This is a genomic window from Amycolatopsis sp. NPDC049688, assembly GCF_040674975.1.
In the GTDB taxonomy this organism is placed as follows: domain Bacteria; phylum Actinomycetota; class Actinomycetes; order Mycobacteriales; family Pseudonocardiaceae; genus Amycolatopsis.
Genome location: NZ_JBFANY010000001.1, coordinates 144,624 through 159,853, shown reverse-complemented (window position 1 = coordinate 159,853; position 15,230 = coordinate 144,624). Strand labels below are relative to the sequence as shown.

9 protein-coding genes are annotated in these 15,230 nt (G+C 60.7%); 2 read left to right on the top strand and 7 right to left on the bottom strand.

Going from position 1 to position 15,230, the window contains the following annotated elements:
* Nucleotides 1-303 precede the first annotated feature (303 nt).
* Together AB0J55_RS00670 and AB0J55_RS00665 are read right to left on the bottom strand one after the other, a co-directional pair.
* Nucleotides 304-1,203, bottom strand: a complete 900-nt coding sequence (locus AB0J55_RS00670; protein ID WP_364240729.1) for a hypothetical protein — start codon at nucleotides 1,201-1,203, stop codon at nucleotides 304-306.
* The gene (locus tag AB0J55_RS00665; protein WP_364240726.1) at nucleotides 1,160-4,480 is read right to left on the bottom strand and encodes a hypothetical protein; all 3,321 of its coding nucleotides are present in this window, start codon (nucleotides 4,478-4,480) and stop codon (nucleotides 1,160-1,162) included. Before AB0J55_RS00665 ends, AB0J55_RS00670 begins: the two co-directional genes overlap by 44 nt.
* A gap of 750 nt (nucleotides 4,481-5,230) precedes the next feature.
* On the opposite strand from AB0J55_RS00665, the gene AB0J55_RS00660 reads away from it, so the two are divergent.
* Complete coding sequence (locus tag AB0J55_RS00660; RefSeq protein ID WP_364240724.1) at nucleotides 5,231-8,419, top strand: type ISP restriction/modification enzyme; 3,189 nt, start codon at nucleotides 5,231-5,233, stop codon at nucleotides 8,417-8,419.
* A 1,157-nt stretch (nucleotides 8,420-9,576) separates the two neighbouring features.
* On the opposite strand, the gene AB0J55_RS00655 is transcribed toward AB0J55_RS00660, so the two are convergent.
* Both AB0J55_RS00655 and AB0J55_RS00650 read right to left on the bottom strand, forming a co-directional pair.
* Nucleotides 9,577-10,404 carry a Scr1 family TA system antitoxin-like transcriptional regulator gene (locus tag AB0J55_RS00655; protein WP_364240722.1) on the bottom strand — a complete coding sequence of 276 codons (828 nt, stop codon included), beginning with the start codon at nucleotides 10,402-10,404 and terminating at the stop codon, nucleotides 9,577-9,579.
* 83 nt (nucleotides 10,405-10,487) lie between these two features.
* The gene (locus AB0J55_RS00650; protein ID WP_364240719.1) at nucleotides 10,488-10,829 is read right to left on the bottom strand and encodes a MarR family transcriptional regulator; all 342 of its coding nucleotides are present in this window, start codon (nucleotides 10,827-10,829) and stop codon (nucleotides 10,488-10,490) included.
* Between the two features lie 418 nt (nucleotides 10,830-11,247).
* Here AB0J55_RS00650 and AB0J55_RS00645 point away from each other — a divergent pair, with 418 nt between their 5' ends.
* The gene (locus AB0J55_RS00645; RefSeq protein ID WP_364240716.1) at nucleotides 11,248-12,729 is read left to right on the top strand and encodes a helix-turn-helix transcriptional regulator; all 1,482 of its coding nucleotides are present in this window, start codon (nucleotides 11,248-11,250) and stop codon (nucleotides 12,727-12,729) included.
* Here the strand turns inward: AB0J55_RS00645 and AB0J55_RS00640 are convergent.
* From AB0J55_RS00640 to AB0J55_RS00630, 3 genes are all read right to left on the bottom strand, one after another.
* Nucleotides 12,718-13,068: a signal peptidase I gene (locus tag AB0J55_RS00640; RefSeq protein WP_364240713.1), complete on the bottom strand. Its 351-nt coding sequence runs from the start codon at nucleotides 13,066-13,068 to the stop codon at nucleotides 12,718-12,720. The two genes, AB0J55_RS00645 and AB0J55_RS00640, sit on opposite strands and share 12 nt — an antisense overlap.
* A gap of 4 nt (nucleotides 13,069-13,072) precedes the next feature.
* Nucleotides 13,073-14,626 (bottom strand): transcriptional regulator, encoded by a 1,554-nt coding sequence (locus tag AB0J55_RS00635; RefSeq protein ID WP_364240710.1) that lies wholly within the window; start codon nucleotides 14,624-14,626, stop codon nucleotides 13,073-13,075.
* Between the two features lie 144 nt (nucleotides 14,627-14,770).
* A complete protein-coding gene (locus tag AB0J55_RS00630) occupies nucleotides 14,771-15,151 on the bottom strand; it encodes a helix-turn-helix transcriptional regulator (RefSeq protein WP_020640049.1) in 381 nt (126 codons plus the stop codon).
* Nucleotides 15,152-15,230: the final 79 nt, after the last annotated feature.

The following is a 15,230-nucleotide window of genomic DNA, read 5'->3' as shown; positions in this document are numbered from 1 at the left end:
CTAAGAAACTCCTCGAATAAGCGACCAAGAGTCGACGAAGCCCCCTGTCACGGGTCGAGGGCCAATCATGGAGGGTCCCCCGTGCTATACACGCTCAGCGATGCCCAGCCGAGCGGCACGCGCGGCGGCCTTCAGACAACCGTCGGCCGCCTAGCTCAGAACCTCGACACCCACGCAGCCCTTCTATAACTGATCAGCGCGACTTACCCATCCGGCCCCACGGGGCAACTCCAAAAGCGAGCCCAACTGCCTGCGGACGCTCAGAGCGAGTACCACTCTGACAGGCAACGGTGTGCTACCGCCTCACTGGCGCGAAGTTTTAGGCCCCGTCGGCTGTACACTGCTCCATGTCGCAACGACCAGCTTCAGAAAGGCTGCCCCTCTCGTTCGGGAGACGGTGGCAACAGCGTGCGCGAGCTGAATGCCCGCGAAAGCCGAGGGCGAGCCTATAACTTCCAGCTCACGCAACACTTCAAGATGGTCACATGGCAGCCGAGGCGACTGAGCCATCAGACTCCGTTCAACCAGTGAGTCCAGCTCCGAGCGCGCATCCCGGCCACTGGGCACCTGCCAGTTGCGCCACCGGCCATCGACCTGTCGCTTGTGGTAGTCGATTTGGCTCTCCGAAAGCCGCAGGCCGAGATCGGTCGCAACCCTAACGACGGCCGATCGGACGCTTTCGGCGACGCGCTCCTGCCACGCACGGCGGTCGCGATCGCGTTGTTGCACGGTCATCGCCGCGTCGGCTAACTCGGACACCGCATCGGTCAGCTCAACGATCAACTCTTTCGCGCACGTCGTCCACTCATCGGGCCCACTCGGTGACTGGGTGCCGCAAGCCGAGCTATACCAACTGGCGAGAGCTAAGACATCCTGCTTGGCGGGAGAATGCTGATGGGCGGTCCGGATTCGCGTAAGCGTCTGTCCGAAGCTTTGCGCCCGCGGCGTTGCCTGGCGTGCTATTCCCATCAGGAAGCCCACGTCTCGCCCCCATTCTTCTTTCCAAAGCACATATAGCTGCGACACGAGCGCCTTGAAGGCAGCAAGGCTATGGACAGCCTCGGACAGCACCTCACGCGGCAGGGCAGACAGCGGCTCGCCGGTACAGAGCAACTTGTGCAGCGAAAGTCGCTCTTGTTCCGCCTCAAATCGCGTGATTTCATCCCGCATGGTGCTGCCCACCATCCGGCCGGCGAAGCCCACGCACCGGATCCGCTAGGGCACCGCGCATGTTGAAGGCGATATGGAAGTCAGGGAGAGTTTCGCCACGTCGCGGGGGCTCAAAGACTGTGAAGCGCTTCGGCAGAAATGCCACCTCGATAGCATGCTTGTCCAGCCAAACTTTGCCGCGACGGCCGTCTGGTGAGGTCCAAGTGACACGTCCGCTGTATAGCTGCGGTTTCCCGTCTTCCGTGGAGGCGAGATAGGTAGCTACAACCCTCGACGATAGTTCCACCGTGCGACGGTCAAGTTCTCGGAAAACCGCGTCCGACTTACGGTATTGACCAAGATGAAAGAGCGCAAGACCGTGCAGGAATTCCAATCGGTACTGGTCAAAAGACGTGGCCGCCGATGCAGACTGCACAACTTCAACGCATTCACGCCAGTCGCGCTGAGAAAATGCCAAGGCTTCCCGCTCTCCACGAAGGAACTTCTTGCCAGTTTTCAGCTCCCAGAAGAGGTCGAGCAGCAAGCGAGAACACCGCCAGTCCTCACGAATCTCCAGCGGCGCTTCGAGGAGTTTACGCACAGCTGCCCGCTTGCCCTCCTGTCCCTTTTCCGCGTCAAACCGGGCGAGAAAGTAGAAGGCAGCAGGGTCATCGTTCGACTTCAACGAATCCAGATGCCTTTGCTCCACGACCGGATCCTTCAGCAGCCGTGCCATGTCGCGCCGTCGGAGATCGTAGTGGGCGCGCTCACTTGGGCTTAGCACTTCGGGATCCACTGAGTCCAACGACGCTAACGCGTTAGCCAACAAGTCAACCTTAACTGAGTCCTCAAGTTGCGCGTTCTCTAAGGCTTTCGATGTCGTCCACGCCACTACGTCAACCGGATGATAATTCTCAGGATCGACCTGGCGTGCAGCCAACAGCGTTCTTGTGACGTCTTTCATCAACGCCGACAGGTGCTCACTGTCCGCCGTAGGCGCCTGTTCGTACACCTGCGTACCGACAGTTGCACCGAGCTCTACTAAGAGGTTGCGCTTAGCTATGCCAGTGAGCTCAACATCTTCGATCGTTTCCTCAAGAAGGTGCTGCTTGTCGACCAACAAAGCCAGACGTGCCGCCTGGTCGTTCTGAGGGTCGCCTTTTTGCCGCTTTGCAAACTCGCGGGTCAAGTTGGCCTCGAGAAGCACTAGACGGTGGTGCGCACCGCCGAGCTTTTCACGGAGATTCTTGAACGCCACAGCCACATCCAGCCAGTGCGAGGAGTACCGGGGGACGTCTGGTGACTTGTGGCCAATCTTGTCGACAAGAGTAACTATGAAGTCAACTTCAACCCCACCCCACTTGGAGTATTCCGGACGCACATTCTCGATCATCTCACAGATGACGCTGATCTCCGCGTCTGTGCTGAGATCCTCCCTGGCGAGCAGCTCGGCCTCAAGCTGAGTGCGAACTCCGAGTACCTGCTCGCCGTTGTCATCCTCTTCCCAACGGAACAGGTCAAAACGCGAGACAATTTCAGCTAGATTGTTCCAGCCGTCTCGCCCGATCACCCGAAGAGCTAGCTCGAGTGGGACAGTGAGGCCCCACTTGCCAGCAACTAGGACGATGGCGGTCAGTTGCTCGGCAGTACTCCGGTCCGAGAACGATAGATCGACCAACTCCTCGTGAGGGCGCTCGGATGGCCGAAGAGAGTTGATGTCGTATCCGGCATCCGCCAGCGCCTGGGCTAGGCTGGTCAACCCGTGTCGATCGGGAGAGCTCTCTTTCGCCAATCGTTCAAACGCGGCCTCGTAGTGCCGGGCTTCCCTCGTCAACCCCCTCTGAATGCGGAACTGTGAATCAGGTACCAGGCGATAAAGAATTGCAAGGAAGGACGAGTCAACCTTGCCCCCGTCCTTGCTTGTAATTTCTAGGCCGAACCTGCCGAGCCAGTTTCGAGCCCTTCTAATCTCTTTCCTCGAAAGATTAACGCTGACGATCAGATTTTGAGTCGACTTTCCAAGAACGCGATAGCTGCTGCCAACGATCAAGACTCGGCGCCCGCGTGCACGTAGTTTCTTATGAAGCGAGTAGTAATCGTCATCATCGACCATGCCGTCCCAGATGAAGACGGTCGGCAGGCCCGCCACCTCCTCCGCCCACAGCGCGAACCGCTCAACGTCGGCCGCCGCGGGGCGGTCACCGCGCCTAGCCTGGTGCAGCACAGCGGCCTGCCCGCTCCGCGATACGTCTAACGCCAACCCGCATAATGCCAGACTTTTCCCGGTGGCCGTCTGTCCAGACACAATTATCGGATCAAGCGTTGAAAGATCGTTGAGATTTTGCGTAACGCGCTGCAGTAGCACATCCTCGAAGTCGCGACGAAGCTTGTATCCACTTGCTACCGCCTTGAACGGTGGCGCCCCGTCGCTGTAGCCAATCAGGTTCCGAAAACGCTCATAGTCGATCTGCGGCGACGCAGACGGGAACGGTTCCAGCAAGCTAGTGTCGATTGGTCTTGCAGTGCTAATCACCTGATTCCACATACCGATGTCAAGCTCAACGAAACCCTTGCCGGCCGGGATCAACCTCCGGCCGCCGGTTCCACGCCCGGCCGATGACAGGTCTAGCTCGCCTGCAGCCTCGGCTTCTCGGAGAACCAGTCCGACTGGGTCGAGGTGACTGCGCAAAAGGCCACGCTCGATGGCAGCGTGAACGAACTTGTCCTCCAGTAACTCTGGCGTCGCGGAGAACAGGTGAGCTTGATCAGCCCCGAGCTTAGCCAAGAAAATATAAAGATCTTTGGTGGTCAGCCAGTCATCGACCTGATAGCCGTCGATTACCACCACCCCACGAGGGGTCACCAGGCGCTCGGCTAGAACACCTAAGATCTCGCCTGCCCTGGCGGTCGCCTCAACTTCAGCCACAAGATCGGATGGTGGACGCTCGTCCTCCGGCAAGAACATTCCCCCGAAAAGATGACGAATCTGCAAATCGGTCACACTTCGCGGGTTCCGTCCGAGCTGCGGCACACCGATAGACCTGACCCGACGCCAGCTGGCAGTAAACGCCCGCTCAAGTGCGGAATCGATCCGTGAGGTGAAGACGCCGTTCCACGGAAAACCTGCCACGTCCGCGAGTTGCTCGGCTGTCTCAGCAGCCGCGAAGACCTCTGCAGCGTGCCGGTACACGTCGGCGGTACTGCCCAGCGGCGGTGTCGTCATGGACAACTCAGCACGGCTCGTCCAAGCTGCGGACGCTTGCCCGAGCAGCAGGAACGCAGGTCCCACGACGAGGCGAGACAGGAGAGATTGTAGAGCGTCGTCGTCCATACCCGTCCTCACGCTTCGCTCATCAGACGGGTTAGCTTCCCGGCATCGGCTGGCCGACTACCCACATCCCGCTTGTACGTGTTCACGACAGGTATATCGTAATTTCTTGAGAAGATGATACTCGCACAGGCTAGGCAGTGTCAGCTGGCCTCAGCGGCGGCAGCAAGGTCTCAGGGACGTATCGGGCACCAGGTTCAGCTCGCATGGTGATTTCTCACCACATCGCACGGTAGGGGGTCGACTGCAAACGGGCTTGCAAGCGCAACTTCCGACGCAACCGACGCATGGAAACCGATTCTCAAGAGGATCGAGGCTATCCTTTGAACCATCGTAAGATCAACGCGCCTCAGACAAGGCGGCATATCAGGCCCGTGCGCATATCTCCAACTTGATCGATATTCCGCCAAGAGATGACCGACGGTCACATGCAGTAAATCACAGCCATGTGATTTACGGCCATCTGGGCGAAGATTACCTCCCTTCCTTTCGCGGATCTTGACGTTGCCAACTGCACAAGTGAACGTCAATCATGATAGATCGACCCCGACCCAGGAGGGCGCCGTGACAGATTCACGACGATCACACGGGACCTCCAGGCCTGGGAAGCCGACAATCAATGAGGCCGTTTCACAATTCGGCATCGAACTCGGGCCACGCATGAGAGGAGACGGTCGTAAAGAAGACCGATTGCGCTCACCCGTTAGCAACCTTGTTTCACAAATCGGCGCCAGCATGGGCTTTAGTCTCGTCGTGCACGACGAGGTCACTATATCGGAGATACGTTCAAGGCCAGATATTGCGATCGACTCCCCCGGTGGCCGAATAGGCTACATTGAACTCAAGTCGCCAGGCAAGCGAACTCCCGAAAACTGGCGACCAGACAAACACGATCGAGAACAGTGGGAGAAGCTACAGGCTTTGCCCAACATTATCTACACAGATGGAAACGAATGGGCCCTATACAAAAGGGGAGTATTAGCCGCACCCGTGGGTCGCCTTCGTGGAGATCTGGCGAGCGCTGGTCAGCGCCTCACGCCTGAGGACGAATCGTTTGAAAGATTGGTCAAGAAGTTCTTGCGTTGGCGACCCGATCGCCCAAGCAGCCTCCGGTCTGTAATTGCAGAAGTTGCCCCTCTCTGCCACCTTCTGCGAGAGCAGGTGCTCGAGACTATAGAGTACGAAAAGAGTCACCCAGGAAGAAAACCCTTCACTCGGCTTGCAATGGAGTGGCGGAACATACTATTTCCGATTCAGGACCTTGAAACGCAAGATGCAACCTTCGCCGATTCTTATGCCCAAGCCGTGACATTTGCACTACTCTTAGCACGTGTAGATGGTATATCATTCGACGGGCGTTCGCCGTCTGGAATTGCCGAACAATTGGCAAAACAGCATTCATTGCTCGGTGAAGCTCTTGGGATACTAGCAAATTCAAAGTGGGTCGATCATCTGAATGTGGTCGACACATTGGTCCAGGTAATAGGCGCAATCGACTGGTCTACGCTCGGTCTGCGAGATGACGATAGCTACGCACATCTCTACGAAACGTTTCTGGCAGATTATGACCCGAGCCTTCGGCGCCACAGCGGAACGTACTACACGCCGGCATTAGTAGCACGAGCAATGGCAGTCTTTGTCGACGAGATACTTAAGAAAAAGTTACACAAGGCCCGCGGATTCGCCTCAAATGACGTCGTCGTCCTCGATCCCGCAATGGGCGCCGGCACTTTTCTTGCTGAGGTCCTCGAAGTTGCAGCGAATACTCTTAAAGAGGAACGCAGATCCAAGCGAGTTCCAGCGGCCCACATCCGCGAAATGTTCGCAAAGCGTCTCGCTGGTTTTGAGATTCAAGCTGCTCCGTTCGCCGTCGCCGAACTCCGCCTTCACAGTGCCTTGAGAAACCGATATCAGGTCGAACTACCCAAGGACGAGCCCCGCTTTCTTACTAACGCCCTGGATAATCCAGATGAACTGCCACTGGACTTCGGACAGCTATACGAGGTACTAAAACTATCGAGAGAAAATGCAAACCGGATAAAAAGAGACGTGCCAGTGATGGTTATCATAGGGAATCCTCCATGGCGCGAGAGGGCAAGAGGCGCAGCACCTTGGCTAGAGGAGAAACGGACTCCCGGCAAGGATGCCGGAAGATCAAGGCCGTCGCTCGATGAATTCCGAATCTCAGGCCAAGGACGAAGAGCCTTCAACTTGAACAATATGTGGACCTTCTTTTGGCGCTGGGCCGCATGGAAGGCTTTCGAGGCAAACGATCCGACCGGGATAGTTGCACTGATTACACCAAGCGCATACCTAACCTCTCAGTCCTACACTGGAATGCGAAGATACTTACGGCAGGTCGCGGATGAAGGTTGGATAATAGATCTGTCTCCCGAAGACCATCGAGCCGATGTGAACACTCGTATTTTTCCCGCAACTCAACAGCCTATCTGCATTGGCATCTTCATGCGTTCAGGGAAGCCAAATCCAAAGAAGTCAGCTCGCGTACACCATATGTCCATAGCCGGCACTAAAGAACAAAAGCTACAGATGTTGTCCCAAGTGACTCTGAAGAGTAGGCAGTGGGTGATTTGCAGCGAAGATTGGGATGCTGCTTTTCGCCCTGGCGACGATAATTGGGAGCAATATCCTGCACTGAGCGATATCTTCCCATGGCAGCAGCCCGGCGTCACTTCCAATCGAAACTGGGTCTGGGCTCCTGATAGGGAGACGCTTTCAAACCGGTGGCAGCAGCTCACGCACGCGGAAGAGTCCAGGGCACGGGAATTATTCAAAGAGACACGCGATCGCACATTATCTGGATGTTACCCAAGTCAACCCGGCGTACCCTCAGGAAGCCTGCCTGTAGCAAAAGATAGGATCATTCCGACTTCCGTGAGAGTGGCTTTTCGCAGCTTCGATCGGCAGCACCTGCTTCTTGACCGAAGGCTAATTGACTTTCCGCGTCCGGAGCTGTGGCAAAGCCTAGGTCCTCGACAGATATATACGTGCGAGCAACATACGCAGCATGTCAAAGCTGGTCCCGGACTTGTTTTTTCATCTCTTGTACCGAACGTAGATTGCTTCATGGGACACCATGGCGGTCGGGTCCTACCACTTTTTCGCGATAACGAAGGAACGATACCGAACTGCTCAGTCAACCTACTGAGCTTGCTTTCCAGGTTTATCGGCGAAACCATTACTGCCGAGGATCTACTGGCCTACATAGCAGCTACGGTTGCTCATCCTGGGTATACCAGGAAATTCAACGAGCAACTTAAGACGCCGGGCATCAGAGTGCCCCTCACCCTGGATCGCAAACTATGGCGGGAAGGGGTGCAAATCGGACGAGAGCTGATCTGGATTCACACATTTGGCGAGCGCTTCGTCGACGCCTCAATGGAACGCCCCCCAGGACCACCAAGAATGGCGAGATGCCACCGCCCACGCCTGCTTTCTCCGATTCCTGAAACCGATCAGCTCGCGCCGAGCGAAGTTACGTATGACGAGGCCACCGAAACCTTAATTGTAGGAAGCAACCTCCCCTCAGAGATTTGTGGCCGAATCGCCCCTGTTCCACGCGACGTGTGGAATTACACCGTTGGCGGCATGCATGTACTTGGAAAATGGTTTGATTACCGACGTGCAGCACCCCGCTACAAGCGCAGGACCTCAGACCTCGACAACATCAACCCGATACATTGGACGGCACAGTTCGAAGACGAACTTTTCGAAATGCTTGAGGTGCTTGGCCGATGTGTCGCACTAGAGCCAAGACAGAATGAACTATTAGAAAAAGTCCTATTGGAACCTCTGATTACTGTCGACGATCTGGTGCGCGAGGGGGCCCTGCCGGCACCAGCAGAGATGCGTAAACCGCCTCGTCAAAGAGGCTCGGAATCTACGGAGGACCAGAGCCCTCAGACACTACTAGACGTCTGAACCTGGCCGCTCACGTTGGTACTTTCTTGGAGATGCCGCATCTCGATTGCAGTTGTACGCTACGAAACCTAAGGCGGCCGGTAGATTTGGTGTAGGACAGGCTTTCAACTCGGCGACCGTGCGAACGGTCAGACTGCTGTCGTACTGGGCAGCGACCGTCGAGGCTGGCATCTTGATTACGCGACCAGACGTCGGACATCGTGTAGCAGACCGGCTGGCGCGTCTTGACGCGTGCACCACAGTCCGCCAGGCACGGCGAGCCATGTTGCCGCCGTCCGCACCTCCCAGCGCTGGCGCCGGTCGCGGGGCGAGGTAACCAAGCGGGAGCGCGCCACCAGCCAACTCGGCGAGCGCGGCGCGGGCATCCTCGCCGAACGTAACAGCGGGAATGCGTTGCCCAAGCCCGTCCGGCCTGGTCGAGCCAGGCCAACAGTTCGTAACTGCGGGATCGGCGGCGAGCCGAGCGTGACGGCGCGCTGTCGGTACGCCGAGCCGTGATACGCCGCCAGGCATCCCGTCTGCTGCGTCAGGTCAGCCGCTTGCCGCAGCCAGCGCAGACCAGTTCGGTCATGTTGATCCCGCTGCCCCGTTCGTGACCAAATTCGTGACGATGGCGCGGTGAGCTTGCCGTACCGTCACGAAACGCATCACGTATCTGGCCGTCACAGCCGTCCCCGCGGACCGTCTTGGCGTCCCCTTCACTGTGACGCCAAGGAGGCAGGTTGACCTGCGAAGATGTCGCTCGTGACGGCTGTGCCGGGTTGATATGAACCCAGCACAGCCGTCACTTTATGGGCTCTGTGGCGCCTGATTTGACCCCGAGACAGGCCACATGTCACAGCCGGCGATCGAAGGGACGAGTCGCCAGCGCCGAACGTCTCGCTGCAGTTTGCGGTCAAGGGCTCAAGGACGACCTATCCGATCTCGCTGGGGTGGGATTCCCTGCTCTCGTCGATAAATGACGTCGCAACGTTCGCACTGTCGAGGAATCCGACGCTGTCGACGCTCACCGGATGGCTGGAATACCGCGGCGCCGGAGACTCCGCAGAGCATCGTGATGACTTGCCCGGGTGCCGGGATCTCCGTTAGGCGGGTTCGATGCCACTCGCCATCGATCACCGGGTGGATAGCGAGCGGGTCGATGTAGATCGCCGCAGTCATGGCGCTTCTCGAAGCAGCGTCGGTGGAGGGAAGATGCCAGCAGTCCAAGATTCATTGGAAGGGCGCCGTAGAAGGGTCTTTGACGTGTCGTGATAGCGGCTCAGGACCTTGCGGTCGGTCAGGTAGGTGTTGCAGTGGTGGTGCCTGAGCACCACAGCGATCGGATCGGTTCGATCCTCGAAGAGCGTGAAGGCGCCGAACGACTTCAACGCGGTCTGCGTTGACGGCAGAAGCCGGACAGTCACATGTTTTAGCTGCGCCACCGCGCGGAGGTGCTCGATTTGCTCGCTGTTTAGGTCGTCCATGCCGTGTAGTGCCTGGTCAGCGATCACGAACACGTAGCGACGGTTTCCGTCGTTCAGTGCTTGCTGGCGGACTTGGCGGCTCAGCAGATCCATGTCCCTGCGGTCGTCCTGCATCACGGCTTTGTCGACAGCTCGTTCGGCATACGCCCGTGTCTGGAGAAGCTCGGGGATGCACGAGGGTGCCCACTCCACGACGCGGCTGGAGAGCTGTTCGTACGTCCACAGCAGGTGCCCCAGTTGCGGGTCAGACTGGTCGACCAGGTTCGCGTCGCCGGCGTGCCGGGCGAGCGCCATCACCCGGTCGTACTCGGCCGGCTCGACCCGGAGGTACCCGAGGATCCATGCCACGGCAGTCTCCGGCGCGACTCTGTTGCCGAGCTCCCACGCCGAGAGCACGGCGGGGTGAACACCGATCTTCTCTGCCAGCCTGCGCAGGCCAATTCCGCGGCGCTTGCGGGCGTCGCGCAGGCTGCTGCTGACAGCAACAGTCGCGGGCGGACGGATGATCGGCTTGGGCATCTTCGGGTCCTTGCTGAGGGCTGTTGGCGGCAGGTGCGCGCATGGGAGCTGCGGATTGAGGACGGGCGTTGGGTGGCCTGCTGTCAGGGCGGGCTCTCGGGAGAAAGCACAGCTCGGACCTCCGCTACCAGAGCGCCAGCCGTTGCCGCGACCGTCTTTAGCGCATCGATGTGCTCCAGCAGCCGGTTCAGACCCAGCGGGGTCAGGCGGAGTTCGCGGGGTTCGGCACGGCACTGGAGGTAGCCAGCAGCGCGCAGGAACTGGATGTGCAGTTCCAGGTCGGGCGTGGGAAGCCCCAAAGCCTGCTGAACGGCGAGTTGCGAACGCCAGCTGGTATCGGCCAGCAGGCAGGCGATGAACAAGCGGACCGGCTGGAGCAACAGCGCGTCGAGGTCAGTGCGCGATGTGGGCGAGATCGGCGTCATCGTCGGCTCACCGCGACGCGGGCGGATGCGTTCACGAGTTCACGACACGTCGGACATGAACGGTCGGCCGGTGCCAGGCAGGAGTGAATCAGCACTTCGTGGCCGCAGAGGGAGTGGTACCGACCTTGCTGAAGGCGGATGCCGCGCAGGAACTCGTCGTCCGTGACCGCGTGCGTCAGGCCGTCGAGCACGCACCGGTACCAGCTGATGTAGAGCGCCGAGTGCACCGACCTGCAGCTAGTGCCTGTCACGTCCCCTCCCTTCGACCTCGCGACTGATGAAATCAGTCAAACGGGAGTCAGATTCGACGACCAGAGCAGCAGTGCGGCAGTTGTGTGGCGCGTACGTCGCACTAGCCGGTCTGAGCTGCAGTTACTGGTGCTACATTGATCTGGTCACGCAGGGTTGGAGGTTGGTCATGCCCATAGGGCGACGTCGGAATGGGCTGATCTCAGCTCGTAAGGTCGCCGGCTTCACCCAAGAGGGCCTGGCGGAGGTGCTGCATGTCGATCGGTCGACCGTTGCTCGCTGGGAGGCCGGCAACTACGTGCCACTCCCCTACCTCTGGCCGAAGCTCGCGAGCGTGCTCGGTCGTTCACGAGACGAGTTGCAGGCCCTGATCGGTCCGAGCGCCGTCACGCGGGAGTTCAACCCCAACGACTCGTTCGAGCCGGTGTTCACTTGGCTCGATCGGCGTGCCGGGTGGCCGCTGGGCAGAGCCCGTGAGCAGGTCTACGCGAGCGCAGCCGCCTCATCTCGGAACCGGCCGAATCCGCCGCGAAGCGTCATCGCGGATGCCCTGGCTGATTACTACGCGCCGCCGACCAGCGACCACCGGCCCTACGTCGCGCGCTGCGGTCAGGTGGAGGTGACCACCAGCGTCCTTACGCGGCCAGCGTGGCTGGATCTCGCTTGCTCGCTGACGCCCACGAGCGAGCACACCACCTTCGAGGGTGGCAGAGCGAGGCCATCGGCGGTGGTCGATAAGCGAGCTGCGGTGCAGCGTCTCGCGGACGCAGCAGCGGGCGGCATCCGGATCACCGACGTTCCCCTCTACCGGCTGCTCGAGGTCGACCCGCAGCCCGGAGCACTGAGGGCGAAGGTCGGGATCGCGTCGTTTGTCGAATACGCGCTCGGCGTCGACCTGCTGGAACGCGAGTTGATCGAGCACCTGGCGAGCGGTCGCAGCGCCCGTCCAGGGCGCATGCCACTCCGTGACCGCCAGCTGCCCGACGTGTCCGCGGTGCTCGACCTGCCCGGCCGTCTCTGCGCGGGTGGCGTGCTGGCGTTGACAGCGATCGCGCGGCCGGCGGACCCGTTCCGTGGTGGCGCCGACTTCGTGCTGCTGGTGCAGAAGAGGTCAGCGCAGGTCGTGAACACGGCCAATCGTCTGTCGGTGATCCCGAAAAGCTTCCATGGGCCGCTCGCGGACCGGCGGGCAGACACCCGGATCGGAGTTACCCTGCGCCGCGAGCTTGAGGAGGAGCTGTTCGGCAGGACGGACGTCGACCGGTCCGCCGGAGATCTCCGGGTCGCCGATCCCATGCATCGGACCAGGCTTTCCGCGCCGATGCGGTGGTTGACCGAGCAGCCGGGACGGCTGCGGACGGAGTGCACCGGGTTCGGCCTGAACCTGGTCAGCGGGAACTACGAGTTCGCCAGCCTGGTCGTGATCGAGGATGAGGACTTCTGGCCGCGGTTCGGTGGCGACGTGGAGGCGAACTGGGAGGCAGCCGGGCTACAGCAGTATTCGACGCTCGACGGCGACTTGGTCACGGAACTAATCGGTGACGAAAACTGGAGCAACGAAGGACTGTTCGCGTTTCTCCAGGGTTTACGTCGACTCGCCGAGGTCGGCGGTGATCGGGTGAAGATTCCCGCCGTCGAATTAGGTTGCTGAAGGCCAGCGAACCGTCAGGACGACCGAATCCGCCAACGCTTCCCAAGAATGGTCGACCCCGGGCCCCCACATCACGTAGTCACCCTGACGCGTCATAATCTTGCCGCCAGCTGTGACCTCTACACGGAACTCGCCGGAGATCAGCATCACCAGCGTTGTTCGCTGATCGTCGGAGGTCCACTCGGGGCGCTTGTCCCCCGCAGGATGGTTGGCCCACTTGACTTCGACGTCCTTGGAGGCTCGGACGCCCTGCGACGGGTCGATGAAGTGGCCGACCAACCAGCCGCGCGTGTCGGCCGCGTCCTCGTTGGCGTTGCCGGCGGTCCAACCGTCGCTCACTGGCCTATCTCCCATTCGATCGCGGGCAGTTCACGCGCTTTCCGCCCATTTCCGCAAGGCGTCGGAGTCCTTGCGTCATGGCGAACAGTCCTTCGTTGCTCCACGCTACATCACCCAACAACTCGGTGACGAGTTCCGCATCAGTAGTCGAATACTGACGAAGAGTCGCGGATTCCCAGTTTGCTTCGACCACTCCGCCGTAGCGTGTCCAGAATTCTTCGTCGTCGATGACGATCAGGCTGGCGAACTCATAGTTCCCGCTCACGAGGTTCAGGCCGAACCCGGTGCACTCCATGCGCAACCGGCCGGGTTCGGCGAGGAGCCAGCGCATCGGCTGCGTGAGCCTGGTCGGGTGCATCGGGTCCGCGGTCAACGTGTCGGCGACGGTGTTGTCAGCGTCCGGCCTGCCGAATAGCTCCTCTTCCATCTCTCGGCGCAGGGTGGCGCCGATCTGTGTTTCACGCCGTATGTCCGTGAGCGGCTGGTGGAAGCCCTTCGGGATGACGGCGAGTCGGCGCGTGGCGTTGAGTACGTGGCCGGAGCGTTCCTGGACCAAGAGCACGTAGTCCGCTTCGCCGCGGTAGGGGTCGGCCGGCCGAGCGATGGCCGTCAAGGCGAGGGCTCCGCCGGCGCAGAGTCGGCCGCCGACGTCCAGGACGGCGCCGACGTCTGGGAGGTAGCGATCACGCAGGGGCAGCGACGTTGTGTCGCCGGCCGCGAGCGCGTCGAGCAACTCGCCTTCGAGCAGGTCCATCGTCAGGGCGTAGTGGACGAAGTGGTCCACTCCGAACGTGCCGCCGAGGTGGCGTTCATGGATGTCCGTGCTCAGCAGTCGGTAGAGCGGCGCGTTCATGAGACGCGTGTTCATGGCTACCGTCTCAGCCAGCCGGTTGACCGCTGCATTCGTCGCGTGCTCGTCCAGCACTTCCCGCGGGTCTGGCCGGGCGCTTGCGATCCTGAGCCCGTCGTGCGGCGGGCGTAGCTCGCACGCCAGGTCGAGCCAATCAGCGCAGGTCAGGATGCTGGTGTTCACGGCCTGGTCACCGCAGCTTCCGGCGTACAAGCCGTGGTCACCGTGGTGCCGGCCGTAGTACTCGGCGAGTGCGTCGGTCACGGCGCGCTGGTCGACCCACGCGCGGCGCGTGGCCCGGGCGTACGCCTCCTGCGCGTCGACGTGCGCCGCCTGCTCGGCGACGGCACGGCGCGCGGCGCCAGGGCTCCGATAGGCGTGCTGGTCGAGCCATTCAAGAGCCGCGCCGATGTGGGGGTCCGCGGCAAGTCGTCGGTCGGCTTCCTTCGTGTCCGGCCTCGTGTGGGCGGCCGGCCCGTCGCCGGTCAGCTCGGCGAAGCGGGACCGCTCGGCGTCCGAGGCCCGTTCATACGCGGTGTCGAGGACTTGTTGCATCTCCGACTGCGGGCGGAGGTCCGGCTTCTGGTGCCAGGACGCGACCGTCCGCGCGCCGATTCCGAGTTTCTCGGCGAATTTCTCATTGCTCAACCGCAATGCGGATTGCAGCGCCGACGCTGACCGTCCGGTCCAGCCGCCTACCCCGCTCATTGCAGCCCCAAAGCGCTCTTGTGCAGCGGATATGCAGTGGTTGCGCACTGCTTCTGCACTGGTTGTGCATGGGAACGGACGTCGTTTCGGCCTTGAATTCTAGGTATGAAAATCACCTGGTTCACCAGCCCAAATCGCCCTCCGCTAACGCTTCGGCTTCACGTGCTCGACCACGGTCGCGAGGCTCGTTTGGACGTCCTCCAGCCGGTCGGTGATCTCGGCCAGGCGCTGTTCCAGCGCGTCCAGGCGGGACCACAGTTCGTGGCCGTCGTCAGCCGGCTCGTCTGGGTGCGGCGGGGTGCGGTTTTGCAGCACGGCCAGCAGATGTTGCGGGTGCCAGCCCAGCGTGGTGGACAGGGCTTCGAGCGTCCGCGCGCTTCGGCGGCGCTCGACCGTGTGGTGCTGGAGCTCGCGCACGATCGCCTGCGACACGTGCGATCGCTCGGCCAGCTCACGTTGCCGCCAGCCGAGTTCGTTCACGCGCATGTTGATGGCCTTGGCGACTGCCGCCCAGTCCTCCGTCACGTATTCCTCCGCGCTCCGCCTCAGCGCCGAGATTAGCGGTTCTTCGCGCTTTCACCACGTCGCCTAGCACTTCGTCGGC

Bases quoted from the DNA above. Each gene is read 5' to 3' on its own strand.
- AB0J55_RS00655 (WP_364240722.1), bottom strand. From the start codon at position 10,404: ATGCCCAAGCCGATCATCCGTCCGCCCGCGACTGTTGCTGTCAGCAGC.
- AB0J55_RS00635 (WP_364240710.1), bottom strand. From the start codon at position 14,626: ATGAGCGGGGTAGGCGGCTGGACCGGACGGTCAGCGTCGGCGCTGCAA.
- AB0J55_RS00645 (WP_364240716.1), top strand. From the start codon at position 11,248: ATGCCCATAGGGCGACGTCGGAATGGGCTGATCTCAGCTCGTAAGGTC.
- AB0J55_RS00665 (WP_364240726.1), bottom strand. From the start codon at position 4,480: ATGGACGACGACGCTCTACAATCTCTCCTGTCTCGCCTCGTCGTGGGA.
- AB0J55_RS00650 (WP_364240719.1), bottom strand. From the start codon at position 10,829: ATGACGCCGATCTCGCCCACATCGCGCACTGACCTCGACGCGCTGTTG.